Consider the following 23,748-nt stretch of genomic DNA (forward strand, 5'->3'; position numbering starts at 1 on the left):
TGAGTAGATAACTTAAATTATAAAATGGTTGCTTTATATACTGTATTCACTTTTGATATAGTTGATTGAAAATAATAACTGGAGTAAGTCGTGGAAACGCAGATTCCTAATCTACGTCATTTACGAGCATTTATAGCCGTATGTGAACTTAAGAGTATTACTCGAGCTTCTGAGAAGATATATCTATCTCAGCCTGCCATCACACAAGCCATTGCAAAATTAGAAAAACATCTGGAAACGCATTTATTCGAAAGGCATTCAGACGGCATGTATCCTACAGCATCAGGCTGTTTATGGCAGAAACGAGTGATCCGCGCACTAGATTATCTTCAGCAATCAATCCTAGATTTGCTAAGGGACCCTTCATTAAGGGAAAACCTGTCCTCAAATGTAATGGTCCAAATCAGTACAACCCAATTAAAAGCGTTAGTTGCAGTGTGTGATGTACAGAACTTTAGTATAGCCAGTCGCAATTTGGGGGTATCGCAATCCAGTGTGCATCGAGCCGCACGAGACTTAGAAAAGCTCCTAGGCATCGCCCTGTTTGAAAAAACCAATACCGGAATCAATGCTACAGATGCAGCAAAAGCGTTAACCAAAGCCTCGAAACTTGCGTTTAATGAGCTACGCCAGGGCATTTATGAAATCCATGCCTTGCAATACAAAGACGTTTCAACCATTTCACTGGGCAGCATGCCTTTAGCAAGGACAACGATTTTACCTAAATCAATTCTGCGTTTTGGTGATCAACACCCAGACGTTAACGTCAACGTGATTGAAGGACCTTACCCTGATTTACTGCATCACTTGCGTCATGGTGACATCGATATCGTGTTAGGCGCGCTACGCTACCCTGCCCCTGCGGATGATGTGATACAAGAAGAACTTTGGAATCCGCCGTTATCCATTATTTGTCGCGCTGATCATCCGTTACTACAATTGGAAACAGTGACGGCAGAAGACCTCGCAAACTGCGCGTGGGTTGTTCCAGCCTCTGGTACGCCAACCAGAACCGCTTTTAAAGCACTATTTGACCAAGCCGATTGCACGCCACCAACACGAATTGTTGAGTCCAGTTCACAAATTCTTATCCGTGAACTTTTGCTAGGCAGCGATCGTTTAACACTGATTTCAAGGCATCAAATGGAACGCGAGTTGGATTTAGGGTTACTCAAAATCTTATCCTATCCGCTAGAGCATACGCGCCGACCAATAGGCCTATGCGTCAGGAAAAACTGGCTAGCAACCATTACTCAGTCGCATTTTTTAAGTGTTCTGAGAGAGATTTGTGATCAGTTCAGGTAACTCTTTAAAAGGTATAGCTATCTTTTTTTTAAATATCATTGTTGGTTTACGAATTACATCATTTGAGCCGTCGATGTTAGATTGATGTCCATACGTTAAGAGTCGAAGAACTCCACTGAATAACAAGACAACGGTTAGGAGATATTTAATGAGAATTTGTATTGCAGGTGCATCTGGTGCATTCGGTATGAAACACATGGACGCCATTGCAGCCATCGAAGGCTCTGAAGTGGTATCTGTTGTAGGCACAAAACCTGACGCCATCAAAGCGTTTGCTGAGGAGCGTGGTGTACCACACTACACTACCGACTTAGCTGAAGCACTAGCACGTGACGACGTTGATGCCGTTATTTTGGCAACTCCTACACAAATGCATGCCGCACAAACGATTCAATGTTTGGAAGCCGGTAAACACGTGATGTCTGAAATCCCAATGGCAGACAACATTGAAGACGCTCGCAAAGTCGTTGAAGTACAAAAGCGTACTGGTCTAGTGGCAATGGCTGGCCACACTCGCCGCTTCAACCCTTCTCACCAATGGATTCGCAACAAGATCGAAGCAGGTGAACTAAAAGTTCAACAGATGGATGTACAAACGTACTTCTTCCGTCGCTCTAACAAAAACGCGCTAGGACAAGCTCGTTCTTGGACAGATCACCTTTTATGGCACCATGCTTGCCACACTGTTGATCTATTCCAATACCAAACTGGCGAAGTCGCTTCTAAAGTACAGGCCCTTCAAGGCCCTATCCACGAAGAGCTCGGCATTGCTATGGACATGAGCATTGGCATGAAAGTACCAAACGGTGCAATCTGTACACTGTCTCTATCTTTTAACAATGACGGTCCATTCGGTACGTTCTTCCGTTACATCTGTGACAATGGCACTTACCTTGCTCGCTACGATGATCTATACGACGGCAACGATAACAAGATCGACCTTTCTGGCGTAGCAGTATCTAACAACGGTATCGAGCTGCAAGATCGCGAGTTTATTGCTGCAATCGAAGAAGGCCGCGCACCTAATGCTTGTGTCACTCAGGCAATCGATGCAATGGAAACACTACATAAGCTTGAACTGTGCCTAGAAGACTAAGCACCGACAAGTGATTCAAAAGCAGGGCCATTTGCCCTGCTTTTTTCATTTATACAGACCAATAATGAGGCAAGGAAAATGTCGAATAAGCACCCAAATTTACTGACGCCTAGCATCGGCCTTGGCTGCATGAACCTATCGCATGCATATGGCTCACCGGTTGCCGCAGAAGAGGCGGTCAAAGCACTACATGAAGCCTTTGACATGGGCTACCGTCACTTTGATACCGCCACATTATACGGTGGTGGCAAAAATGAGCTTTTAGTTGGCAAGTCACTTAAACACCTTCGCAACGAATTGTTCTTGGCCAGCAAGTGCGGTATGGCCATCGTTGATGGCAAAAAAGAAATCAATGGTCGCCCAGACAATATCCGACAGCAGTGTGAAAACAGCCTTAAACGATTAGGCGTTGAGCACATTGACCTATATTACCTACACCGTAAAGACCCAAACGTAGCGATTGAAGAAAGTGTTGGAGCGCTCAACGACCTAGTCCAAGAGGGTAAAATCGGCGCCATTGGCTTATCTGAAGTCTCTGCTGAAACGTTACGTAAAGCACATGCTGAAGCGCCCATCACTGCCTTGCAGTCCGAGTACTCTCTTTGGACTCGTAACCCTGAGATCGCCACACTAGAAGCGACTAAAGAGCTTGGCGTAACCTTTGTTGCTTTCAGCCCACTTGCTCGTGGCTACCTGACTGGCGCGGTGAAAAGTGCAGAGGAATTGGAGCAAGGCGACATCCGCCTAAACATGCCTCGCTTTAGTAGCGAACACTACCCTAACAACTTAGCCCTTCTAAATGATTTCATTGGCATGGCAAATGAAATTGGCTGCACACCAGCACAACTTGCTCTGGCATGGGTACTTCATCAAGGTGATCACGTTGTTGCTATTCCAGGTACACGCTTTGTGAAGCACATGAGCGATAACTTAAGCGCAACCGACGTTCAGCTTTCTAAAAGCCAGTTAAGCGATTTAAATAACATGATCAATCAAACCAATGTCAGCGGTACGCGTTACAACGACGCACAACAAAAAGAAATCGATACCGAACAGTTTGATTCTAAGCAATTCTAACTGTGGCATTAGTCTAGGAGTAGCTTGTCAGCAGAACCGCTACTTCTAGATTAACTCACTGACAACGTCATATTTCTCACGAAACTGATTCCACACAGGTGTCACATCATCAACCTGAACGCCCGTGAAAATTTCAAACGCATCCAAGGCTTGATAAAAGAACAGATCAAAACCTGACACAATCGTTAGTCCAGCAGCGTTCGCTGCTTTTAGAAACTCGGTATCAAGTGGTGTGTATACCGCGTCGAAAGCCCACTTCTGAGCACCAAATGCCGACGCTGCCAATGGGTTTCCTGGGGTTTTGTAATGGCCAACTGGTGTGCAGTTCACCAGACCATCAACGCTCTTCGCAACATCCGCCATTTCATCAGCGCTAATCACTGTCGCTTTGTAGCCAGCATCGCTCAAAGACTGGGCCAGCGCCTCGGCCCCAGCAACATTCAAATCCGTGATGAACAGCTCTGTTGCACCAACCTCAAACAAGCCAAAGGCAACAGCGCGCCCAACGCCACCTGCTCCAATCATCAATACCTTACCCGCAGACTGGTCTGCTAAACGCGTACGATAGCCACGGATAAACCCCGTGTAGTCAGTATTAAAGGCACAGACTTTGCCATCCTTAAGCAGCAACGTATTGGTTGATCCAACCTTTTTTACGGAGTCATTGACTTCATCTGCACTGTCCACAGCAATCTGCTTAAACGGAAAAGTAACGTTCGTTCCGATAAACCCCTTATCACGGATGAGAGATAAACGTTCTGTAAACGCCTCAACAGCAGAGCTATCCAGTTCCTGAAGCTCGTAGCTTACGGATAGATGCTTAAGCTCACCTAGCATATTGTGAAGTGATGGAGAACGGGAAGCAGAAATACTCTGACCAATAAGACCAATAAATTGCATATACGTTACCTTTGAATGCGTCACATATCCCAAAAAGACATGTATTCACTTTTGCTTATCTATACAAAAAAGTGTGGTACAAAATTTTATAGAAGTGATGAAAGCGTATACAAGGTACGCCTTCATGAGTATGACAAGTTCGACCGTTATGTATGTTGAAAATTATAGATAATTTATCGTGCGTTGTCAGTTGCAAGCAGCTGCAATCCAGCCCCAGTATTAGAGATTGGCAGATGGTAACTACGGTGCAGCTCCTTCAAAGCCCCCTCATTTTCCAATGCCCCACGCATGGCTAGCCACATATTTAACTCGACACCTTGCGCCCCTGCTTTTTCAACCAGTTCATAATTACTAAACTGGGTTAATAACTCTGGCTCATTGACAATCTTATCCATGCAATAGAGGTCAAAGGGTTTGTTAATGTAGCCTGCTCGCTGGCCATCTAACTGATGTGACAGACCTCCAGTCCCCATTACCACCACTTTTTGATCGCCAGCGAACGATCGAACCGCATCACCAATGGCTTGACCAAATGCGTAACAACGGCTCGGTTTGGGCATCGGGTGACGCTCACAATTAATCGCCACAGGAATCACTTTGATATGGCCGTACTTATGGCCTGGCCACATCAAAGTCAGCGGCACAGTTAAGCCATGATCTACCTTCATTTCTTGGCATACCGTAATGTCAAAATCGTGCTCAATTAAATGATTCACAATGTGCCAAGATAGCTCTGTCTCACCTGTTACGGGTGGAATTTCTGCAATTCCCCAACCTTCGTCGGCATTCTCATAAAGTTCTGACGCTCCGATAGCAAACGTAGGCTTACGATCATGGAAGAATTCAAGACCATGGTCGTTGTAGAAAATAATAGCGATATCTGGTTCTTGTGTGTAAAGCCAATCGCGTACCGGGGGATAAGCATCAAAGAAATCTTTCCAATAGGGAGTTTCTTCAAGGCCTTTGTCCATAGCCATACCGATAGCTGGTATATGAGACGTAGCGATACCACCAAGTAAATTTGCCATTACACTTCCCCTTGCTTAACTAAGAACGCTTTAAATTCATCTGTGGTCATGCCAGTTTGTAACCCGCCCACATCCTGAACATTTAAACCCAGAATGCCGGCAAACTTAGCCAGGTAGTAAATACTGCCGCCTGCTTCAAGCATGCCAATAACATCACGTTGACGCATCGCCTGCTTTTGTGCTTCGGTTAGCTTGAACTTTTCATAATATGCTTCTTCATCTGCCCTAAATTCGTCTCGTGCGGATGCATTATTGAACGAGTAGCACATCTTATTTAAGGGGTAGCCCTTAGTCGCCATAGGACCATCTAACATTATGGTTCCGGGAATACTGTCTTGACTAGCCATTTTTCACCTCTGCAATATATTCTTATTGAATAACAACTCATAAAAGTGAGTATAAATTGAACTGAGAATAAGAAATTTGACTTACATCTATTTAAAAGGCGAGTACATATTGCTTTTACAGGAAGGAATATTCAAAAAAGTTATACTTTATATAATAAAAAAGCCACCTAATGGCGGCTTTTAGATAATCAAATTTATTGATTATTTATTTTCTAACAGCATCAGCCCTGATCCTGTATTTGAAATAGGGGCATGATAGTTACGGTGCAACTCGGTCACTTCACCCAATAAAGCACCTCGCATTGCAATTAGCATATTAAGCTCAACCGCTTGTGCTCCACCTAACTCTACGAGATCGTAGTTTGAATACTGTGTTAGGGATTCAGGGTCGGAAACCAATTTATCTAAACATTCAATATCAAACGCTCGGTTAATATAGCCTGCTCGCTCACCATCCAATTGGTGTGACATGCCGCCTGTACCGAACACAACAACTTTTAGGTCATCCTCGAAAGATTCGACCGCACGACCGATTGCTTGACCTAGCGCCAAGGTACGTTTTGGCTGAGGCATAGGGTGTTGTTCACAATTAATACAAACAGGAATCACCTTTACATGGCCGTAGTTGTGACCTGGCCACATCAGGTTTAGAGGTACTGTAAGACCATGATCTACCTTCATTTCCTGGCAAATCGTCATATCAAAACCATCCTCAACCAGACTGTTGGCAATATGCCAAGACAACTCAGACTCACCTGTCACGGGTGGAATAGTTGGAATGCCCCAACCTTCATCAGAGTTGTAATACTCATCAGCCACACCCATAGCAAAGGTTGGCTTCTTATCAATGAAGAACTCTAAACCATGATCATTGTAGAAAAGGATGATGACATCTGGCTTTTGTTCATTAAGCCAATCTCGTACTGGCGGATAACCATCAAAAAATGGCTTCCAATACGGCGTTTCTTCCAGGCCATTTGCCATTGCATTCGCAATCGCTGGAATATGAGAAGTGGTCACACCACCGATAATTTTAGCCATTACACTTCTCCTCGACCGTTTTTCTCAAGCATAGCTTTGAACTCTTCAACACTCATGCCTGTTTGCAAAGCACCGATATCTTGCATATTAAGTTTCAGAAGTCCCGCGAATTTCGCCAAGTAGTAAATACTGCCGCCTTCTCTTAATAAAGCAATAATATCTTTATCTTTAATTGCCTGTTTCTGAACATCTGTCAGCTTATACTTTTCACAGTATGCATCAGGATCAGCATTAAACTCATCACGTGCTTCTTGATTATTAAAAGAGAAGCACATTTTATTTAGCCCATATCCTTTTTTAGCCATTTCGCCATTAAAAAGATACGTTCCTGGAAATTCGCGTTTATCGTTAGTCGCCATAGGGTGACCTCATTATTTTTATCGTTTTACTTAGCCCAATAAAGCTTCATTGGGTTATCGACTAAAAGTTTCTGCTGAAGTGCTTCAGTCGTTGCAATCTTAGGAATTACATCAACCAAATGACCATCATCTGGCACATGTGATTTCATGTTTGGATGCGGCCAGTCTGTTCCCCAAAGAACACGATCAGGGAATTGCTCAACTAAGGTTTTAGCGAATGGTACAACATCTGAGTAATCAGGTGCTTGAAGCGTTAGACGCTCTGGGCAGCTAACCTTACACCAAACATTGTCGTTTTCAGCCATGAAATCCACAAAACGCTGGAAGTCTGGATGGTCAACGCCTTTCGCAACATCTGGGCGTCCCATGTGATCAACGACAATCGTTGTACCCAATTCTTTTAAGAAAGGGATCAGCTCTTCAAGATCGGGCGCTTCAAAGTACACAACAATGTGCCAGCCCAGTTGCTTCACTTTTTCTGCGATGGATAAAAACACTTCTTTTGGCGTGCTATCAACCAAGCGTTTAACAAAGTTAAAGCGAACACCACGCACGCCAGCGTCATGAAACTCTTTTAATTGCTCAAGAGTAAACGAGTCATCAATGAATGCCACACCACGTGCTAACTCGCCAGCAGCGTTTAGTGCATCGATTAAAGCGGCATTATCAGTACTATGGCAAGATGCCTGAACAATAACATTACGAGAGAAACCTAGATGATCACGTAACGCAAACAATTGATCCTTAGAAGCATCACATGGCGTGTACTTACGCTTTGGGTGGTATGGGAACTGATCAGCTGGACCAAATACGTGACAATGTGCATCCACAGCCCCTTCAGGTGCTTTGTAAGCAGGCTTACTTGGGTTGGGATGAAATGGAAGATAATCTTTGTCCATCTTTTAATACCTATTTAATTCTTGTTAAAAGAACGGCTTATAAGCCGTTCTTATGTACAAATACTTTGCCATCAAACAGCTTTCGTGCCGTACGCAACAATGCCGCTGAGCTAACATCACCCTGCTCATCTTGGTCCAGTACAACGGTCATACAACCTGTCGGATGCTCAACATCGAGTGTCATACGTGATGCCGCATCATACGTTGCCAACGCATTGGCTGGCGAACCTTTTAACACCGCAGCCGTTGCCACACTCACCGCTCCTAATACCCCGATCGTTGCATGACAGCGATGAGGAATAAACGTACGAGTAGAGATTGCACCACCATTAGAAGGCGCGGACACCATGGTCATCTTGGGCACGGACTTTTCTTTGACATCACCAAGGTTCATCAAAGGACCAGCTTGCAAACGAATAGACTCGAGTTTGGCACGAAGTACCTCATTGGCCTCCAGCTCTTCACGAGTCTCTTGTCCTGTTATGCCCATGTCTTCTGCACGCATCACCACACACGGCATGCCGTTATCGATCATGGTTAACTCGATGCCATCAATGACATCCACTGCATTACCCGTGGGTAGCAAAGCACCGCAACTAGAGCCTGCTGTGTCTTTAAAGGTAATTGGAACCGGTGCAGAGAAACCAGGCACGCCATCAATACGAGCATCACCTTCGTAGACCACCTCTTTGTCTTGCACTTGCACTCGCGCAACAGAGATTTGGCCGGTATTACGCATAAAAATGCGCACTTCCGTTTCACCTTCTACGGGATCAACTAGCCCACGTTCGATTGCGAACGGGCCAACTCCAGCAAGAATATTGCCGCAATTTTGCGCATCAGTGACGACAGCTTGATCAACGAATACTTGTAAAAACAAGTATTCAACATCTGCATCATCACGATCGGATTTACTGACCACCGCAACTTTAGACGTTAAAGGATCGGCACCACCCATGCCATCAATTTGACGCGCATCAGGCGATCCCATTACGCGTAGCAGGATATCCGCACGCGCTTGCTCATCACTTGGCAAAGCATCCGCAAGGAAGTACGCCCCTTTCGACGTACCTCCGCGCATCCACATGCATTCGATACCCTTAGACATACTTCAGGCCTTTTTCTTCTAGGCGTGGGCGCATGTTATAAATATCGAGACCTAGCTCACCATTTTCTAGACGAACACGCTTAGCTTCTTCGTTGCCCATACGCTTACGGGCCAGCTCTAGAACCTCAGCCGCTTTCTCACGGCGAACAACTACCACACCGTCATCGTCTGCAACCACAACATCACCCGCATTGATCAATTGATCCGCACAAACGATGGTAACGTTTACTGAACCAAGCGTTTCTTTGATAGTACCTTCGGCACAAACCGCTTTAGACCAAACCGGAAAGTTCATTTGGCGAAGGTCACGAGTGTCACGCACACCGCCATCGATCACCAAACCAACCACGCCACGCGCTTGCGCTGACGTCGCTAGCAAGTCACCAAAGAAACCGTGGTATGAAGGCGATGTCGGCGCAAAAACCAAAATGTCACCGGCTTTACATTGCTCAATCGCAACGTGCATCATCCAGTTATCACCCGCGGCACCAGAAATAGTGATCGCAGAGCCTGCTACGGCTTTGTCTTGCTGAATCGGACGCATGTAATGAGCCAACAGGCCAACGCGACCTTGAGCTTCGTGAATCGTCGCCACGCCACATTCTGCCAAACCGTCAATGACTGCCTGATCGGCACGTTCAATGTGTTGAACTACAACATTCTCTCGCATGACTCATTCCTTAAACTTTTAGACGGCTGAAAACACGACGAGTATTGTTCTCGAAGATGTCTTGTTTCTGTTCCGCAGTTAGAACAGTGTTGTTATCGATGTAACGTTTCGTGTCATCAAAGTAATGACCGGTTTCTGGGTCGATACCACGTACCGCACCAATCATTTCCGATGCAAACAAGATGTTCTTAGTCGGGATAATGTCTAGCAGCAGATCAATACCACGTTGGTGATAAACACACGTATCGAAGTAGATGTTATTCAATACTCTCTCTTCTAGATCAAAGCCTTTGTCTAGTGCAAGACCACGGAAGCGCCCCCAGTGATAAGGCACTGCGCCGCCGCCGTGAGGGATGATGATCTTCAAATCTGGGAAGTCTTTGAATACGTCAGACATCATTAACTGTTGGAAACCAGTCGTATCTGCACCTAGGTAGTGAGAGCCAGTCGTATCGAAGCAAGAGTTACAAGCCGCAGATACGTGAATCATCGCTGGGATATCGTATTCACACATCTTTTCATAAATTGGGTAAAAAGAGCGATCAGACAGACGAGCGCCATCCCAATGACCGCCAGACGGATCAGGGTTAAGGTTGATACCAATGAAACCCATTTCCTCAACGGTACGAATAATTTCAGGAACAGATTTCGCAGGATCAACACCTGGAGATTGAGGCAGCTGAGCCACTGGAACAAAGTTTTCTGGGAACAGATCACACACACGACGGATCAAATCGTTCTGGTGCTCAGTCCAGTATTGGCTGGTGTATTCATTTCCAACATGGTGTCCCATCCAGCTTGCACGTGGAGAGAAAATCGTTAAGTCCGTGCCACGCTCTTGCTGTAAACGTAGTTGGTTATTAATGATACTTTCACGAATTTCATCATCAGTAACGTGGATAGTACCTTTTTCACCCTTAGCTAGTGGGTCTTTTGCTACCAACGCTTTCTGCTTATCACGGTATTCGCCAACTGCAGGTGGGGTGGTTGTATAGTGACCATGGCAATCTATAATCATGTTGCTGCTCTCTTACATATCTCTATTATTATTGGATGTATGAAGCGACCAGAAAACACATTCATCTTAAAGCAGATAATAATGTTCCTAGTTGGCTTATTTATCTATCTAAGAGATATTAGAGGGCGAGCATATTTTGGCTATTTCATTTTCAAACTATATGTATTGCATTTTGAGATAGCTGCTAAATCATTTTTTCCAATACCCATTTTAAAAATGAATAAAGAAAGGGTACCCGAGACATTGACACACAATCAGACAGAAATAAAAACAATATAACCCATTGTTTTTATTTGATTTTTTAATGTATAATACTCTTTTAGCTTTTTCGTAGATTATCTTACATATTTAGCATCTAAGAACTCCATATCTAAAGCGCCACGGTTTAATTCATTTTTGAGGTGCCAATAAAAATCGAGTGCGCAAAGCATCCTTGGTTTGCAGCGTGTTCTTAGCTAGCAAAGTCACCTTTAAGTGGAATTAATACAAACAAATACGCAAGTGAAACGCGGATTCAAGTTGACGATCAAAGTAGAACAAGCACTCAAGCTCTAGGACTTTTCTAAAGAGGTGAGGACTTGATAGACCCAGTCCTCAACAAGTGCTCCGCATGCCATAACTTCTTGGTTTACCCCTAAGCCGCTTAACTCTTCTCGAATCGAATCAGGCACCATTGCAGTACCTTCAAAATCGATGATTAGCTTCACCTCATGTCGTATGATAAGCGCTGCCATATCACTAGGATAACGCACTGTGGCGCCAAGTAGTTCTGTTCGATTGGTCCAAGGTTCATCGTCAATAAATGCAATGATAGCCACCTTTTTGCTCTCTAATAATTTCTGAGCTAACTGATAACTGGGAGTATCTATGCCGACGATGATGACATTAACGGGAGATTGACGAGTTCTAAGGAACGTCTTTTTAAGCCATTTTGACCACACCATTGGTTCTCCCAAGACTTATACGGATGGTATAAAGACCAGTTGATCATTGACCTTTCCTTGTTCTAATGGTTGTTGGTACAGAGGTTCTAAGTTTTCAACCGTCAGCAACTGTTCAGTCTTGCCCATTAAAGCGGGACGATCAGGGTATAGCAACATCACATGCGAGCACCATTTGGTCGCTAAATTCACATCATGAAGGGTCATCACCACTAATTTATTCTGCAACGCTTGCTGGGATAGCATCGTCATCACCGCGACTTGATGGTGAAGATCTAAGTGATTACTTGGTTCATCTGCGAGCCATATCTTTGGCGCTTGAACCAACAAGGCTGCAATGGCAGTACGCTGGCGCTCCCCACCCGATAATTGGCTTAACGGTCGAGAAGCAAGTGCCTCCAACTCTAATTGCTTTAAGGCAAGAGTCGCAAGAGCAATATCTTCTTCCGAGTCCTTATGCCAGCTCGAGGTATTATGGGGAAACCTCCCGAGCAGAACCGTTTCAAGTACCGTTGCCGGAAATCCATCTTGATGTTCTTGAAACAACACCCCCATATTTTGAGCGATGAACAAACGCTGACAATCATGCAGATTTTGGCCATTAAGCAGTATCTCACCCGAGCGTTTATTGCGCAGGTTTGCAAGGGTGTGCAGCAGTGTCGTCTTCCCTACCCCGTTTGGCCCCAAAATCCCCCAAATCTCGCCTGGATTCATAACAAAAGACAATGGAGGCTGGTTTCGATTAGGTAAATCAAGTTCCAGTAACTCAGCTGACAACATCATTACATACGGCCTTTACGCAATAAGAAGAGGAATGTTGGTACACCGAGTAATGCCGTCATAACCCCCACTGGTAGTTGTTCAGGAGCAATGATTGTTCGCGCTATGGTATCAGCAAAGGTTACTAAACAGCCCCCTGCTAACGCCGCCGCAGGCAAAATCACACGCTGATCATTTCCTAATATCAAGCGCATCATATGCGGCACAACCAGACCCACAAAACCGACACTGCCCGCTGTCGTGACAGCAACGGCGGTCATCAAGCTTGCCAACACAAAAACTAAACGTTCGACCAAAGTAACATTCACTCCCAAGGCTGCAGCTTGTAATGGCCCGCGGGAGAGAACATTCAGAGATTTAGCAAACGGCATCATTACGCCCATTACGGCTAATAACGTGACCCAAGCCAACCAAGGTGTATGAGCATAGGATAAATCCCCCATTAGCCAAAACAACATACCCGGTATTTTTTGCGGCGGCGCCACAGCCAACATCAATGTAATGCACGCCCCCCAACCAGCGGCAATAACAACACCGGTTAAAAGCAGTCTGATAGGCGTTGTCTGTCCTGTTCGTTGAGACAAGCCGAATACCAATAACGTCGATATGACCGCTCCGATAAAAGCGGCTCCGGACAAGAGTACACCACTTACACCCAGCAATATCGCACTCAGCACCATAACAGACGCCCCACCGGAGATACCAAGAACATAGGGGTCAGCTAATGGATTACGTAATAAAATTTGCATTAATGCTCCCGCGAGGGACAACAAAGCACCTGTAGCAAACGCTGCCATAACTCTTGGTACTCGAAGATCCCAAATCAGCGTTTGCGCTAGGTAAGTACCTTCTGATCGCAATGCTAATGCAACCTCGGAAACAGTTAAGGCAACACTTCCTTGAGAAAGAGAAAACACTACGACCACGATGGCAAGCAAAAGCATCAGGAGCAGTACGGAGCTATGAGACAGTTTAATGTTCAAATTAACCTCGTCGTGATCTAGCCAAATCGAGCTTCTCACATAACATCTTTGCACCCTCTAATAGTCGGGGTGTAGGACGCTGCAGTAATGATGGGGGGACAAAAAAAAGATTTCCTTGCTTGGTTGCCATTAACTCTGGAAAAGCGCGCCATCCTTCAAGCCAATGAGCGTTACGTTCACCCATGCCTCCTGCTACGACAACCTCAGGGTTTTCGATCAACACTGCTTCTTTATTTAAACGTGGGATCAAACGTGGTGATTTAGAAAACACATTGATGCCACCGCATAATTCAACAACCTGATTGATGTAATGCTGACCATTCATGGTCATCAGAGGTTTATCCCATACTTGGTAGAAAGTTCGAACTTGTGGTTTTTGAGAATACTGCGTTTTAAGATCTGAAATTCCCTTTAGAAAAGCGCTTGTCGCCACATCACCAGAGGCTTCTGTGCCAGCTAATTGAGCAATGTCTCTAATGTCTTGTGCAATGCTCGAAAATGAATGGGGTTCAACATAGAACACTTTCATTCCCAACCGCAATAATGTCGAGATTTGCTCGCTGGGGTTACCGGTTCCCCATGCTAGGATCAGATCAGGTTTCAGGGCCAGTAAGCGTTCAAGGTCCAAGCGACTGGGACTGCCCACGGACTCTATTTCTTGTGCCGCTGGAGGATAATCACTGAACGACACCACTGCGACTACCTTGTCACCAGCACCCGCAGCAAATGCCAATTCCGTTGCCCCCGGTGACAACGCTGCAATACGCGTCACAGGGGCATTCGAGCAAACCTCACGCTCTCTATCATCTATTACACAACTCCCCCAAACGGAGCTGACATAGAAAAACAAAACTGTAAAAATAAACGCGGAGGTCGCTTTAAACATGCATTACATCCTTTCCTTAAAATGCGGAATACTGAACTGAAAGGAAAATACCTCGACCGGGATTACGGTATCCGTCAGCGGTTTGATAACTTTTATCCAAAGCATTTTTCACTTGAACACTCGCTTTCCAATGCTCGGCTAGATCGTATTGAGCACGCAAGTGCAAAAGGCCAAAGCCTGGCAAGACGGTACTGTTAGCCGCATCATCATAGCGTTGACCGTAACCAACTAATGTCGCCCCGAGCAAACCTTTCTCAAAGTGGCGATCCAACTCAATGCGCGCGCTCTGCTTTGCTCGTCTTGCTAGCTGCTTACCGTACTCATTGCCTGCACTGCGGTTTTCTGTTTCCATAAATGTTGCCGCTACAGCAAGTGACCACTGCTCAAGTGTTATCCCAGATGAAAGCTCAAGTCCTTGTGCTCGAGCCGCATCAATGTTACCAACCGTCGGATAAGTCCATGAAATCAAGTCTTCGTAATCCGCTTGATAAATTGCCGCATCCCAATACACGTTAGCAAAGTCTGCGCGAATACCCGCCTCTATTGTTTGGGACGTTTCTGGGCGGATTTCATTCGTTAGGGTATAGCCCCAATTTTCCGCATTCATTGAATTAAAAGTCGGTGCAGTAAATGAGGAACGGCCACTTAGGCGAAGTGTGTAGTGATCATCCACTTGATAGCCTAAGGCAATACCACCCGTTGTCTGCGTGTCATACTCGCTGTAGTGATCGGCTCTAATATTTAGCTGCACACTTGCTTGGCCAAATTGCGATAGGCTTTGAGCAAAAAAGCTATTGCTTTCTCGGTCTTTTGAATATGAGCCTTCAAAGTCATCTTCAATACGTTCGGCCCCAACAACAAACTCATGGTTATCAAGCCAAAGAGTATTACTCCATCGTAGTGCCTGAGACCGACTGTTATAAAACGTGCCCGTTGCATTTCCGTCAATGTCTAGTACATCGTATTCATCACGAGCTTCTCGTAGCTGTAGTTCCGATTGCCAAGACTCGCTCACATCAATGCCAGCCGTCAGCGCCATGACTTGATTCATATAATCGTTGGAGCGCAAATTACCATAGGACTCATAATCAGACTCTCCTGCTGCCCGCATGACGAGCATTTTGATGTAAGCGTCGTTATCGAATTCGTAGCCAAAGCGCGCCAAAAAGTGGTCATTCGAGTAAGGCATACTTTTGTTCTCTGACTTCACAGGTGTACCGTCAGTTCGAAAAGTCCCCGCAGAGATAACATAGCTTGCACTCCCCTCTTGACCGGATACCGAAACATCAGCTTGTTTAGTTCCAAACGAGCCAGCGCCAACCGAAACATCCGCCGCCGTTTCTGCATTGGCTTCAGGTAAGAAAACTTGGATCACACCACCTGAAGCACTTGATCCGTATAAAGAAGATTTTGGACCGCGTACAATTTCTACACGTTCAACCTGACTAATGGGAATGTATTGCCAAGAAGGGGTTCCGAGAGAATGGGATTGGATCGGTACACCATCAATAAGAAGTTTCGTGCCCGTGCTATTGGCCCCACGCGTGAATACACTGGTGCTTTTGCCATAACCGCCATTGGTGGCAATATCAATACCTGGCTGGCCAGCTAATACCTCGGATAGTTCTTGGGGCTGTTGAGCCTTTAATGTCTCTTTATCAATAACGGTAACAGACGTCAGTGATTTAGCCGTAGTTTGTTCAGTTGTCGTTGCCGTCACCACCAGCTGACTTAACGTATTGAGTTCGGTTGAGCTGTCACTTTGAGCAATAGAGCTAGATTGATGAGCAAGAAGCCCCAACGCAATGAAGGTCTTCGGTAAGGAAATAGTCGTGTTCATAATGTCTTCTATGTAGAGATCGAGCACGCCCGCACGATCGTTCATCATTCGCCAACTACATTGACGCCTCACCATAGGCAGGTCTCCGGACTGATAAAGTGGGTTATCCAGCTTGATCGCCTTCCCATGTGAACACAGTGGCCTAATGAACAAGCATTACTTTAATTACCGTTGCGGGGGCAGTGCTGAACTTGCATCAACTTCCCTTTTAAGTCAGAGCATTAGCCTCTTTTACTAAATCTCTGTCACCTATAGCGGCGCGTACTCTAACACATGCCCTATGCGGATTGAATGAAAGCCACTCAAGAGAAAATTAATAAATTGTACTAATTGCTTTTCGAGATGGTTTAAGAGCATTATTATTTTTACTTATAGATGGAATGAATTATCACAAGGCCGTGAGTACGTTTGTCATTTGAGGCTTTTATGTTTCGCAATCTTTCTTTCAGTCTTACTCTTCTTGCAGCCACGCCAGTTTTTGCTCAGATCAATGCCACCGTAAACAACATCAACTCGGTATACGATGCTGATACGTTTCGCGTGGATATCGCTGGCTGGCCAGACATTGTCGGAAAGAATATTCCCGTACGTGTCAATGGCGTCGATGCCGCAGAGATCCGTGGAAAGTGCCTAAGTGAAAAGGAGCAAGCGAAAGCTGCACGAGATTACACCAAGGCATTTTTGCAAAGTGGCAGCACCATCGAGCTGCGAAATATTCAGAGGGGCAAGTACTTTCGTCTACTTGCAGATGTATATGTGGACGGCGCCTCCCTATCTGAAGCGCTTATCGCATCAGGCCATGCCAGAAGCTATCAAGGTGGAACGCGTGAAGGCTGGTGCCAAGTAAATTAACTTACTTAAAAACTTTTGTAGTCAGGAGTATGTTGATCTTTACATGTTTTGAACGGTGAAATGATAGAACCTGCCACACATTTGTGTAACTATGTGTTGTTATAATCTTCAACAGTCATCTGTTCAAGACAAGCAACTCCGCTTTAGGCCTTTTAATACATCAACTATGTTACGTAGCCTTGTTCACTTTGCGGTGTGAAATGCCCCCTTCCATATCAAACTTTATGAGGTTTTATAAATGCTATTTTTGAATAAGAAGCTGCAATCAAAACTAAATGACATGGAAAAAGAGCTTGCTAATTTTTACAGCATTCACAGTAACTTACTTGAAGAGATGTTGTACTTCGCCGTAGATCATCAAGGAAATTTTCTTGATGCCAATCAGGCCTTTTTGAATTCATGCGGTTTTAACTTAGAAGAACTAGGGGCATTAGCGGACAGAATTTCGCAAAAGGCCTTAGCCAAAGATCATTCAAAAAAAATATTAGAAGCCATCCGAGAAAGTAAACCTTGGCACGGCGCTTTACAACTAACAGGAAAAGATGGAGAAGAGCGCTGGTACCGAGTCATCATGACTCCTGCACCAACAAACAATCAACAGCGAATTGTCGCCTATTGCTCAGAGTTAACAAGAACAATCTCCCAATCTCGCCAACAAGAAGACATGCTAGCTGCACTTGACCGATCGCAAGCGGTCATCGAATTCAGTCTCGATGGCATTATCCTCGAAGCAAATGACAACTTTTTAAAAGGCATGAGCTATCAGAAAAGCCAAATCTTAGGAAAACATCACAGGATCTTCTGTGACCCAGCTGAAGTCGAGTCAGAAGACTATCAGAAGTTTTGGCAAACGCTCGCATCTGGTAAGTTCTTCTCTGGTCGCTTTAAACGCATTGATAGCCATGGTAACGAGGTTTGGTTAGAAGCGACTTACAATCCAATTCATGATGAGCATGGTGACTTATACAAAGTTGCTAAATTCGCCTCTGTGGTAACGGATCAAGTCAATCGAGAAAACGCAGTCTCTGAAGCCTCCGAGGTGGCTTATAACGTTTCCCAAAGAACCGATGAACATACAGCTAAAGGTATCCAAGTCATTAATGACACCATTAAGACCATGGAAGAGCTTTCCTCTCGTATGGGTGATGCTAGTGATGGCATAACTGAGCTTGATACTCAGTCCTTGAAAGTTTCTGAACTTGTCGAAAGTATTCGAGGGATTGCAGACCAAACTAATCTACTCGCACTGAACGCTGCAATTGAGGCCGCTCGAGCAGGAGAGCAAGGGCGAGGTTTTGCAGTGGTTGCTGACGAGGTAAGGCAGCTGGCTTCTCGCACCAGTGCCGCGACCGAACAGATCATTGAAGTCGTTTCTGATAATAAGAAATTAACTGAGCGTGCGGTTACCTTAATCAGGGGCAGCTTAGATAAAGTTGAAGAAGCCCATAAACTATCCAGTGACGCAGGCGTCGTGATAGATGACATTAAAGTAGGCGCCCAAGAGGTTGTCAACGCCGTTAATCAATTCAAACGCAGTCTATAATAATCGTATTGTCCTAATGATATAGAGCCCTTAACGGTGCTTTATATCATTAAATTATTCACGGAGTTTAGCCAACCCCCTGACAATGCTTCGCACCACCGTGATCAAGCCTTTGTCTTTCAATTACGATCCCTTTAAAAAAAAGAAGTAACCCTGAATAAATAGAGTTAGAATAGAACTTTACATAACTGGTTTTCAGACTTTTTATAATTCCAATGAATGAGCTTTCAAATCAATTAAAAAATTTGTCATATTGCTTAACTGTATTGCCTGTCTCCAATAAATGCGTAGAAGCGATTGCTTGCCGACATGATTTAAAGAAAGCATTAATCACACTGAGTAAAGCGCTTGCCAAGCATCGTCATTCAGGCTTTGACCTAGAAGGAAAAAAGCTTCCTATTGAACATGCATTTCTATCGGCATTAGATAAAATACAAAGCAACCATTTTACTATCAACGACGTACATAAACAGTGCAATCTATTAACTCAACTCGAGAAATCAGCCTTACTCGATTTAACTCAGAAAGTGATTGAAAAAATGGACGAGCGAGCAGCGAAGGCACAGCGAATCCTTTCTGCAATGCAAGAACATGGGCTTCAGATACAAGATATAAAGCCCAACTAATGCGAAATCTATTTTTGCCTTTGACTTAAATACTGATCTAGCCATTGAAGCGCATCTTGAAAGGCCAACTTATCAATATAAGGTTTCATATCAGCCAACGTCATCTGGCTCAGCTCATCATTTTTATCCAATAGCTGTGCATAAAAGCTAAGGGCCTCCATGTTTGACTCTGCCAGCAAAGCGCGTAATTCAACTAATTCTTGTAACTCAAGTGTTGGCTTATCTAATTGCACAACCAAATGGCTTTGATTTGTATCAAGGTATTTTTGTATTTCGACAACAGCCTGCTCGAAAGCTGTTCTGGTCTGGTTAAGCATACGCTCACCTAGATCAAGGTCTTTATTCTTAAGAGCTTCCTCCAAGGCACTAGAAAACGTGGATAGTCGCTCAGCGCCTATAGTCGAGCTAACACCTTTCAATGTATGCGCCAACTTTCGAAGCTTTTCGATATTATTTTCGTTCAAAGCCATATCTAGACACTGTTGAGAAAGCTCTGGGTCCTGCATAAAAGATTCTAAAGCCGTAATGTAAATATCATGGTTGTTATCCAGTCTTGACAATGCTCCATCTGTATTCAAAACTTCACAGCTTGAACAAACTTCTTGAGTGTCAGTATCATGAAGCGGCATCCGCTTTCGTCTCACATGTTTCAAAATTGTTCGGATTAACTCTGCACTGTTAAATGGCTTGCTAACGTGATCATTCATACCGATATCCAAGGCTTGCTTTCGATCCGTATCCATCGCGTTTGCAGTCATAGCAATAATCGGCAGCTCACTAGAATCAAAATCTTCTCTAAGTATCTTAGTTGCCTCATAACCATCTAAAATAGGCATTTGGATGTCCATTAAGACAACTGAATAACAAGGCTCAGCTAACTTGATTGCCTCCACCGCTTCTTGGCCATTCTCGGCCAATTCCACTTTGGCTCCCTCCGACTCAAGGATCTCGCTAGCGACCAATTGATTAATCCCATTATCTTCAACTAAAAGAATGTTCAAACCAACGAGCAGCTTAGTGTTTGACGATATATGAAGGGTTTCTTTGACCTCCGAAAGACTTTGTTCAGCAATTCGGTCAACTAAAACAGAGGCTGAAATAGGCTTTTGAATAATGCTCTCAAATAGCTTCATTTCACCCTTTTTTTGATCAAGCTCCACATCTTTTCCATAAGAAGTAACGGCAAGTATTTTGCCCTTGAATATACTGTCGCCTAATCCGCGAATTTCCACCGCCGCATCACTTCCGCTCATATTGGGCATTTTCCAATCCATTAAAATGAGATCAAAAAACCGTCCTTTGGCAGCATGAGTTTTCAGTAGATCAATTGCTTCTTGGCCGCTACAAGCGACTTCTGCTTTCCAACCCAAGCTCTCAATGATATGAAGACTTGCCTCAAGTGCTTCTGATAAGTCATCTACAATTAACACATCAAGACATTGTTTTTGGGGTGAAAAGGCATGCTCATCAAAGCTGGATTGGTACGGTATGGTAACTGAGAATGTCGAACCTACGCCTATTTCACTCTTGAAAGAAAATGTTCCATTCATTAAGGATGTCAATTTTTGAGTGATAATAAGACCTAACCCTGTGCCGCCAAATTCACGTACGGTTGAAGCCTCCGCCTGACTAAACGCTTCAAGTATTTTCTCCTTTTTATCTTCGGCAATACCTATACCTGTATCTTTTACCTCAACCTTGAGCGCCCTATCTTCAGATACATTTATAAACTTTATTTGAACAATACCCTTATGGGTAAACTTGATAGCATTGCTTGCAAGATTAATGATGATTTGTTGCAGACGGTAAGAGTCTAAAGTAATAAATGTGGGTAATTTTGGGGATACATCAATCACCAATTCAATAGGTTTTGTACCAATATTTGTACTAAGCACTGTGGTAATATTTTCTACTAAGTCATGCAGGTTGAATGGGTGTGGATCAATCTCAAGCTTTCCTGCTTCGACTTTCGAGAAGTCTAAAATGTCGTTCAAAATATGCAGAAGGGAGCGCGCGGCACTATCGGATTTGACCACGTAATCATGTTGTTTATCATTCAGTTCCGTTTTACGTAATAACTCTAGTAAGCCAATAATCGCATTCATTGGAGTTCTAATTTCGTGGCTCATGTTGGCCACAAACTCAGACTTCGTTTTGCTTGCTAAGTCTGCTGCTTGCTTAGCATCTTTTAAAGCTTTCTCGTAGCGAACTTGCTCGCTTATGTCTTTGTTGATTCCAACCAATTTAAATGAACTGTCAAAGGGGCTCTTCTCAATAGTAGCTAATGCCTGAATCGTCTTACGTCTTCCAGTGGCGGCAATAACATCGAAAACAATTTCAGAGTCTCCAGCTCCATCACCTTGAGCGAATTTTTCAAAGTGAGTATTAGCATGCTCCCTATCTTCAGGCGCAACCATATCAATCCATCGGTTAACGTCAATATCGTCACTTGGCTGCATATCGTACACTTCGTACATTTTATCATTCCAAGTAATCTCATTTGTGGCGGGGCTCCAACTCCATATACCTATGTCCGCAATATCTGAAGCAATTGCTAATTGCTCTTTTAAAGCTTCAAGTTTCTTACGGCTCGCAACACGTTCTGTAATATCCGTTGCCATTCCAAGAAAACCGACCAAATTATGCTCAGCATCGTATAACGCTGTGATGGATAAATTAACAGAAATTCGTTTGCCATTTTTGGCAATATAGGTCCACTCTCGTTCGTTTTTTCTACCTTTTAATGAATCCAATATAAAGACAGTAAACCCTGGCTCAACTCGCTCATCATATTGCTTAGACAGCTCTTGTGCTCGCGTTTCAATTTCAGACATTAAATGAAAAACCGCAGGCGTTTGTTTACCTTTCATTTCGTCTGCCTGATAACCCAGCATTTTTTCCGCAGCGGGGTTAAACAATGTAATGACACCTTTGTTATCTGTTGCAATTACTGCATGGGGGGCATTATCAAGAATGGCTGTTTGCAATGTATACGTTTGTTGTAGCTCCGCAGTACGCTCCTGAATCTGCTGCTCTAAAATCTGATTAAACTCTTCGAGTTGGTGTTCTAAATGCTTTTGTTCGGAAATATCTCTGACAATCATAGAGACACCAATCAATGATTCTTGATCGTTCAGAATGGGCGATGCGCTGACGGATACCTCTAACTCCTGGTCAGCCTTGGTTTTCCACTTCGTATCAATCGGTTTTACTGAATTCCCGAGTAATAATTCTTGACGAAGCTTGTACTCGTCTTGCTGCATGGTTTCATTGACAAAGACATCATAAAGGTATTCACCAGATACTTCTTTTTTCGTAAAGCCAAACATCTTAGCTGCGCTTGGATTCCAATCTGTGATACGCCCGTCAATAGTTAGCCCCAAAATGGCATCTTGACTACTTTCAACGATTGCACTGATCTGCGCCTTTTCTAAAGCAAGTGCATTCTGAGTTCGAACGCTGGACCGATAAAATATAAAGAAAATAAAAAACAGTCCCATACCTGCGGTCAACAACGCAAAGGAATACAGAGTATTCATCAATGCCTGCATATTAAGAGCATTTATGGGATGTAATAAACGCAAGGTAATTGAGTGCTTTCCTGCTAATAAAGGAATAATTTTTTCAAAATAAAGCGCCTCAGAAACACTGCTTCCTTGTTGTCCTATACGAACCTTCTTACCAGATAAAAAATGTTCGGTAGTTAACTGCCAACCATGAGTCTCTTCATATTCAAACTTGAAAGACTGAGAATCATTAGGATGGATTATGAATTGATCAGCGTCGTTAGTGATATATAAACTAGTGTTCGCGTCAATCGCGTTGCGTAAACGAGATAGCACTGAGTCGACATTTACATTAAGCATAATAAACCCAAACAACACACCATCTTCCGAATACACCTTGATCGCAAAACGTATGGTTGGCGTGTGAGGCACCTGAATCTCACCATATTCTCTATTTAAATTGATCTCTGACACATATAAATCAGAATAGGTAGGAGATATGATTTCTTGAAAATACTTCCTGCTTCCTTTGCTTTGGAGCAGTTCATCGGGCAGCCGTTTAACACCAGAAACGGATTTATCAACTCTTACTAGCTCTTTACCATTTTGCGCTACACCGATGTAACGGGCCTGATAGACATCATCATGGGCATTGACATAACTGGTAAAAATATCTGCTAAGCGTGACTTCCAAGTCTCTAGCGAGCTCTGATCTAGTGGGTCAATACCTTCATTCGCCTGCGCCCTGATAATGCCCTGTATTGGTGGCACTAAGTGTAAAAATTGTAGGTCGTTAGTCAGTTCAGAAAGTTTAGAACGTAAAATTTGTTCCTGCTCAGTTGCATCCAGTTTCATCGTGGCTAACTGATTAGTAACTAGTTGTCTATAATGAAGATTGTAAATTACATATGCGCTGATGATCAGAAATAACAAGACTGCAACT

20 protein-coding genes, 2 pseudogenes and 1 riboswitch are annotated in these 23,748 nt (G+C 44.0%); of the genes and pseudogenes, 7 read left to right on the forward strand and 15 right to left on the reverse strand.

Annotated features, from left to right (window positions below; all coding sequences use genetic code 11):
* Window positions 1-90 precede the first annotated feature (90 nt).
* The 3 genes from ACXAC1_RS19335 (at window position 91) to ACXAC1_RS19345 (ending at window position 3,478) form a co-directional block, all read left to right on the forward strand.
* Window positions 91-1,305 (forward strand): LysR family transcriptional regulator, encoded by a 1,215-nt coding sequence (locus ACXAC1_RS19335; protein ID WP_475063669.1) that lies wholly within the window; start codon window positions 91-93, stop codon window positions 1,303-1,305.
* A gap of 148 nt (window positions 1,306-1,453) precedes the next feature.
* Window positions 1,454-2,401 (forward strand): Gfo/Idh/MocA family oxidoreductase, encoded by a 948-nt coding sequence (locus ACXAC1_RS19340; protein ID WP_475063670.1) that lies wholly within the window; start codon window positions 1,454-1,456, stop codon window positions 2,399-2,401.
* Window positions 2,402-2,479: 78 nt separating this feature from the next.
* Window positions 2,480-3,478: an aldo/keto reductase gene (locus ACXAC1_RS19345; protein ID WP_475063672.1), complete on the forward strand. Its 999-nt coding sequence runs from the start codon at window positions 2,480-2,482 to the stop codon at window positions 3,476-3,478.
* A 45-nt stretch (window positions 3,479-3,523) separates the two neighbouring features.
* Here ACXAC1_RS19345 and ACXAC1_RS19350 read toward each other — a convergent pair whose 3' ends face one another.
* From ACXAC1_RS19350 to ACXAC1_RS19415, 14 genes are all read right to left on the reverse strand, one after another.
* Window positions 3,524-4,378, reverse strand: a complete 855-nt coding sequence (locus tag ACXAC1_RS19350) for a shikimate dehydrogenase family protein (RefSeq protein WP_475063673.1) — start codon at window positions 4,376-4,378, stop codon at window positions 3,524-3,526.
* Between the two features lie 173 nt (window positions 4,379-4,551).
* On the reverse strand, window positions 4,552-5,406 hold the full coding sequence (locus ACXAC1_RS19355; protein ID WP_475063675.1) for a class III extradiol dioxygenase family protein: 855 nt from the start codon (window positions 5,404-5,406) through the stop codon (window positions 4,552-4,554).
* On the reverse strand, window positions 5,406-5,753 hold the full coding sequence (locus ACXAC1_RS19360) for a protocatechuate 4,5-dioxygenase subunit alpha (protein ID WP_475063677.1): 348 nt from the start codon (window positions 5,751-5,753) through the stop codon (window positions 5,406-5,408). The genes ACXAC1_RS19355 and ACXAC1_RS19360 overlap by 1 nt, the downstream gene beginning before the upstream one ends.
* A gap of 201 nt (window positions 5,754-5,954) precedes the next feature.
* Window positions 5,955-6,794, reverse strand: a complete 840-nt coding sequence (locus ACXAC1_RS19365) for a class III extradiol dioxygenase family protein (protein WP_475063678.1) — start codon at window positions 6,792-6,794, stop codon at window positions 5,955-5,957.
* Window positions 6,794-7,153: a protocatechuate 4,5-dioxygenase subunit alpha gene (locus tag ACXAC1_RS19370; RefSeq protein WP_475063680.1), complete on the reverse strand. Its 360-nt coding sequence runs from the start codon at window positions 7,151-7,153 to the stop codon at window positions 6,794-6,796. Before ACXAC1_RS19370 ends, ACXAC1_RS19365 begins: the two co-directional genes overlap by 1 nt.
* 26 nt (window positions 7,154-7,179) lie before the next feature.
* A complete protein-coding gene (locus ACXAC1_RS19375; RefSeq protein ID WP_475063681.1) occupies window positions 7,180-8,052 on the reverse strand; it encodes an amidohydrolase family protein in 873 nt (290 codons plus the stop codon).
* Window positions 8,053-8,089: 37 nt separating this feature from the next.
* Window positions 8,090-9,160: a 4-oxalomesaconate tautomerase gene (locus ACXAC1_RS19380; RefSeq protein ID WP_475063683.1), complete on the reverse strand. Its 1,071-nt coding sequence runs from the start codon at window positions 9,158-9,160 to the stop codon at window positions 8,090-8,092.
* Window positions 9,153-9,830 (reverse strand): 4-carboxy-4-hydroxy-2-oxoadipate aldolase/oxaloacetate decarboxylase, encoded by a 678-nt coding sequence (locus ACXAC1_RS19385; RefSeq protein ID WP_475063685.1) that lies wholly within the window; start codon window positions 9,828-9,830, stop codon window positions 9,153-9,155. Before ACXAC1_RS19385 ends, ACXAC1_RS19380 begins: the two co-directional genes overlap by 8 nt.
* 10 nt (window positions 9,831-9,840) lie before the next feature.
* Entirely contained in the window at window positions 9,841-10,848 is a 1,008-nt protein-coding gene (locus ACXAC1_RS19390; protein WP_133560056.1) for an amidohydrolase family protein, read from the reverse strand.
* 551 nt (window positions 10,849-11,399) lie between these two features.
* Window positions 11,400-11,792: a nucleoside-diphosphate sugar epimerase/dehydratase gene (locus ACXAC1_RS19395; RefSeq protein ID WP_475063687.1), complete on the reverse strand. Its 393-nt coding sequence runs from the start codon at window positions 11,790-11,792 to the stop codon at window positions 11,400-11,402.
* Window positions 11,793-11,807: 15 nt separating this feature from the next.
* On the reverse strand, window positions 11,808-12,572 hold the full coding sequence (locus ACXAC1_RS19400; RefSeq protein ID WP_475063689.1) for an ABC transporter ATP-binding protein: 765 nt from the start codon (window positions 12,570-12,572) through the stop codon (window positions 11,808-11,810).
* On the reverse strand, window positions 12,572-13,513 hold the full coding sequence (locus ACXAC1_RS19405) for a FecCD family ABC transporter permease (protein ID WP_475063866.1): 942 nt from the start codon (window positions 13,511-13,513) through the stop codon (window positions 12,572-12,574). The genes ACXAC1_RS19400 and ACXAC1_RS19405 overlap by 1 nt, the downstream gene beginning before the upstream one ends.
* 40 nt (window positions 13,514-13,553) lie before the next feature.
* On the reverse strand, window positions 13,554-14,438 hold the full coding sequence (locus ACXAC1_RS19410; protein ID WP_475063691.1) for a cobalamin-binding protein: 885 nt from the start codon (window positions 14,436-14,438) through the stop codon (window positions 13,554-13,556).
* 16 nt (window positions 14,439-14,454) lie between these two features.
* Window positions 14,455-16,326, reverse strand: coding sequence for a TonB-dependent receptor domain-containing protein (locus tag ACXAC1_RS19415; protein ID WP_475063692.1), 1,872 nt, complete (start codon window positions 16,324-16,326; stop codon window positions 14,455-14,457).
* Window positions 16,327-16,337: 11 nt separating this feature from the next.
* A riboswitch (cobalamin riboswitch) is annotated at window positions 16,338-16,546 on the reverse strand.
* Window positions 16,547-16,704: 158 nt separating this feature from the next.
* Here ACXAC1_RS19415 and ACXAC1_RS19420 point away from each other — a divergent pair.
* From ACXAC1_RS19420 to ACXAC1_RS19435, 4 genes and pseudogenes are all read left to right on the forward strand, one after another.
* On the forward strand, window positions 16,705-17,130 hold the full coding sequence (locus ACXAC1_RS19420; RefSeq protein ID WP_475063693.1) for a thermonuclease family protein: 426 nt from the start codon (window positions 16,705-16,707) through the stop codon (window positions 17,128-17,130).
* Window positions 17,131-17,464: 334 nt separating this feature from the next.
* A pseudogene (locus ACXAC1_RS19425) lies at window positions 17,465-18,139 on the forward strand (PAS domain-containing protein); the annotation flags it as partial.
* Window positions 18,140-18,241: 102 nt separating this feature from the next.
* A pseudogene (locus ACXAC1_RS19430) lies at window positions 18,242-18,673 on the forward strand (methyl-accepting chemotaxis protein); the annotation flags it as partial.
* A gap of 215 nt (window positions 18,674-18,888) precedes the next feature.
* Window positions 18,889-19,299 carry a hypothetical protein gene (locus ACXAC1_RS19435; protein WP_475063695.1) on the forward strand — a complete coding sequence of 137 codons (411 nt, stop codon included), beginning with the start codon at window positions 18,889-18,891 and terminating at the stop codon, window positions 19,297-19,299.
* Window positions 19,300-19,307: 8 nt separating this feature from the next.
* Here ACXAC1_RS19435 and ACXAC1_RS19440 read toward each other — a convergent pair whose 3' ends face one another.
* Entirely contained in the window at window positions 19,308-23,660 is a 4,353-nt protein-coding gene (locus ACXAC1_RS19440; protein WP_475063696.1) for a PAS domain S-box protein, read from the reverse strand.
* Window positions 23,661-23,748 lie beyond the last annotated feature (88 nt).

The organism is Marinomonas sp. AWM4_232 (assembly GCF_056158325.1).

What these genes read in the sequence shown, in the direction of transcription:
- ACXAC1_RS19380 (WP_475063683.1), bottom strand. Translation starts at nt 9,160, where the DNA reads ATGTCTAAGGGTATCGAATGCATGTGGATGCGCGGAGGTACGTCGAAA.
- ACXAC1_RS19415 (WP_475063692.1), bottom strand. Translation starts at nt 16,326, where the DNA reads ATGATGAACGATCGTGCGGGCGTGCTCGATCTCTACATAGAAGACATT.
- ACXAC1_RS19350 (WP_475063673.1), bottom strand. Translation starts at nt 4,378, where the DNA reads ATGCAATTTATTGGTCTTATTGGTCAGAGTATTTCTGCTTCCCGTTCT.
- ACXAC1_RS19365 (WP_475063678.1), bottom strand. Translation starts at nt 6,794, where the DNA reads ATGGCTAAAATTATCGGTGGTGTGACCACTTCTCATATTCCAGCGATT.
- ACXAC1_RS19360 (WP_475063677.1), bottom strand. Translation starts at nt 5,753, where the DNA reads ATGGCTAGTCAAGACAGTATTCCCGGAACCATAATGTTAGATGGTCCT.
- ACXAC1_RS19375 (WP_475063681.1), bottom strand. Translation starts at nt 8,052, where the DNA reads ATGGACAAAGATTATCTTCCATTTCATCCCAACCCAAGTAAGCCTGCT.
- ACXAC1_RS19390 (WP_133560056.1), bottom strand. Translation starts at nt 10,848, where the DNA reads ATGATTATAGATTGCCATGGTCACTATACAACCACCCCACCTGCAGTT.
- ACXAC1_RS19385 (WP_475063685.1), bottom strand. Translation starts at nt 9,830, where the DNA reads ATGCGAGAGAATGTTGTAGTTCAACACATTGAACGTGCCGATCAGGCA.
- ACXAC1_RS19395 (WP_475063687.1), bottom strand. Translation starts at nt 11,792, where the DNA reads ATGGTGTGGTCAAAATGGCTTAAAAAGACGTTCCTTAGAACTCGTCAA.
- ACXAC1_RS19435 (WP_475063695.1), top strand. Translation starts at nt 18,889, where the DNA reads ATGAATGAGCTTTCAAATCAATTAAAAAATTTGTCATATTGCTTAACT.
- ACXAC1_RS19355 (WP_475063675.1), bottom strand. Translation starts at nt 5,406, where the DNA reads ATGGCAAATTTACTTGGTGGTATCGCTACGTCTCATATACCAGCTATC.
- ACXAC1_RS19370 (WP_475063680.1), bottom strand. Translation starts at nt 7,153, where the DNA reads ATGGCGACTAACGATAAACGCGAATTTCCAGGAACGTATCTTTTTAAT.
- ACXAC1_RS19345 (WP_475063672.1), top strand. Translation starts at nt 2,480, where the DNA reads ATGTCGAATAAGCACCCAAATTTACTGACGCCTAGCATCGGCCTTGGC.
- ACXAC1_RS19400 (WP_475063689.1), bottom strand. Translation starts at nt 12,572, where the DNA reads ATGATGTTGTCAGCTGAGTTACTGGAACTTGATTTACCTAATCGAAAC.
- ACXAC1_RS19440 (WP_475063696.1), bottom strand. Translation starts at nt 23,660, where the DNA reads ATGAAACTGGATGCAACTGAGCAGGAACAAATTTTACGTTCTAAACTT.
- ACXAC1_RS19420 (WP_475063693.1), top strand. Translation starts at nt 16,705, where the DNA reads ATGTTTCGCAATCTTTCTTTCAGTCTTACTCTTCTTGCAGCCACGCCA.
- ACXAC1_RS19410 (WP_475063691.1), bottom strand. Translation starts at nt 14,438, where the DNA reads ATGTTTAAAGCGACCTCCGCGTTTATTTTTACAGTTTTGTTTTTCTAT.
- ACXAC1_RS19405 (WP_475063866.1), bottom strand. Translation starts at nt 13,513, where the DNA reads ATGCTTTTGCTTGCCATCGTGGTCGTAGTGTTTTCTCTTTCTCAAGGA.
- ACXAC1_RS19340 (WP_475063670.1), top strand. Translation starts at nt 1,454, where the DNA reads ATGAGAATTTGTATTGCAGGTGCATCTGGTGCATTCGGTATGAAACAC.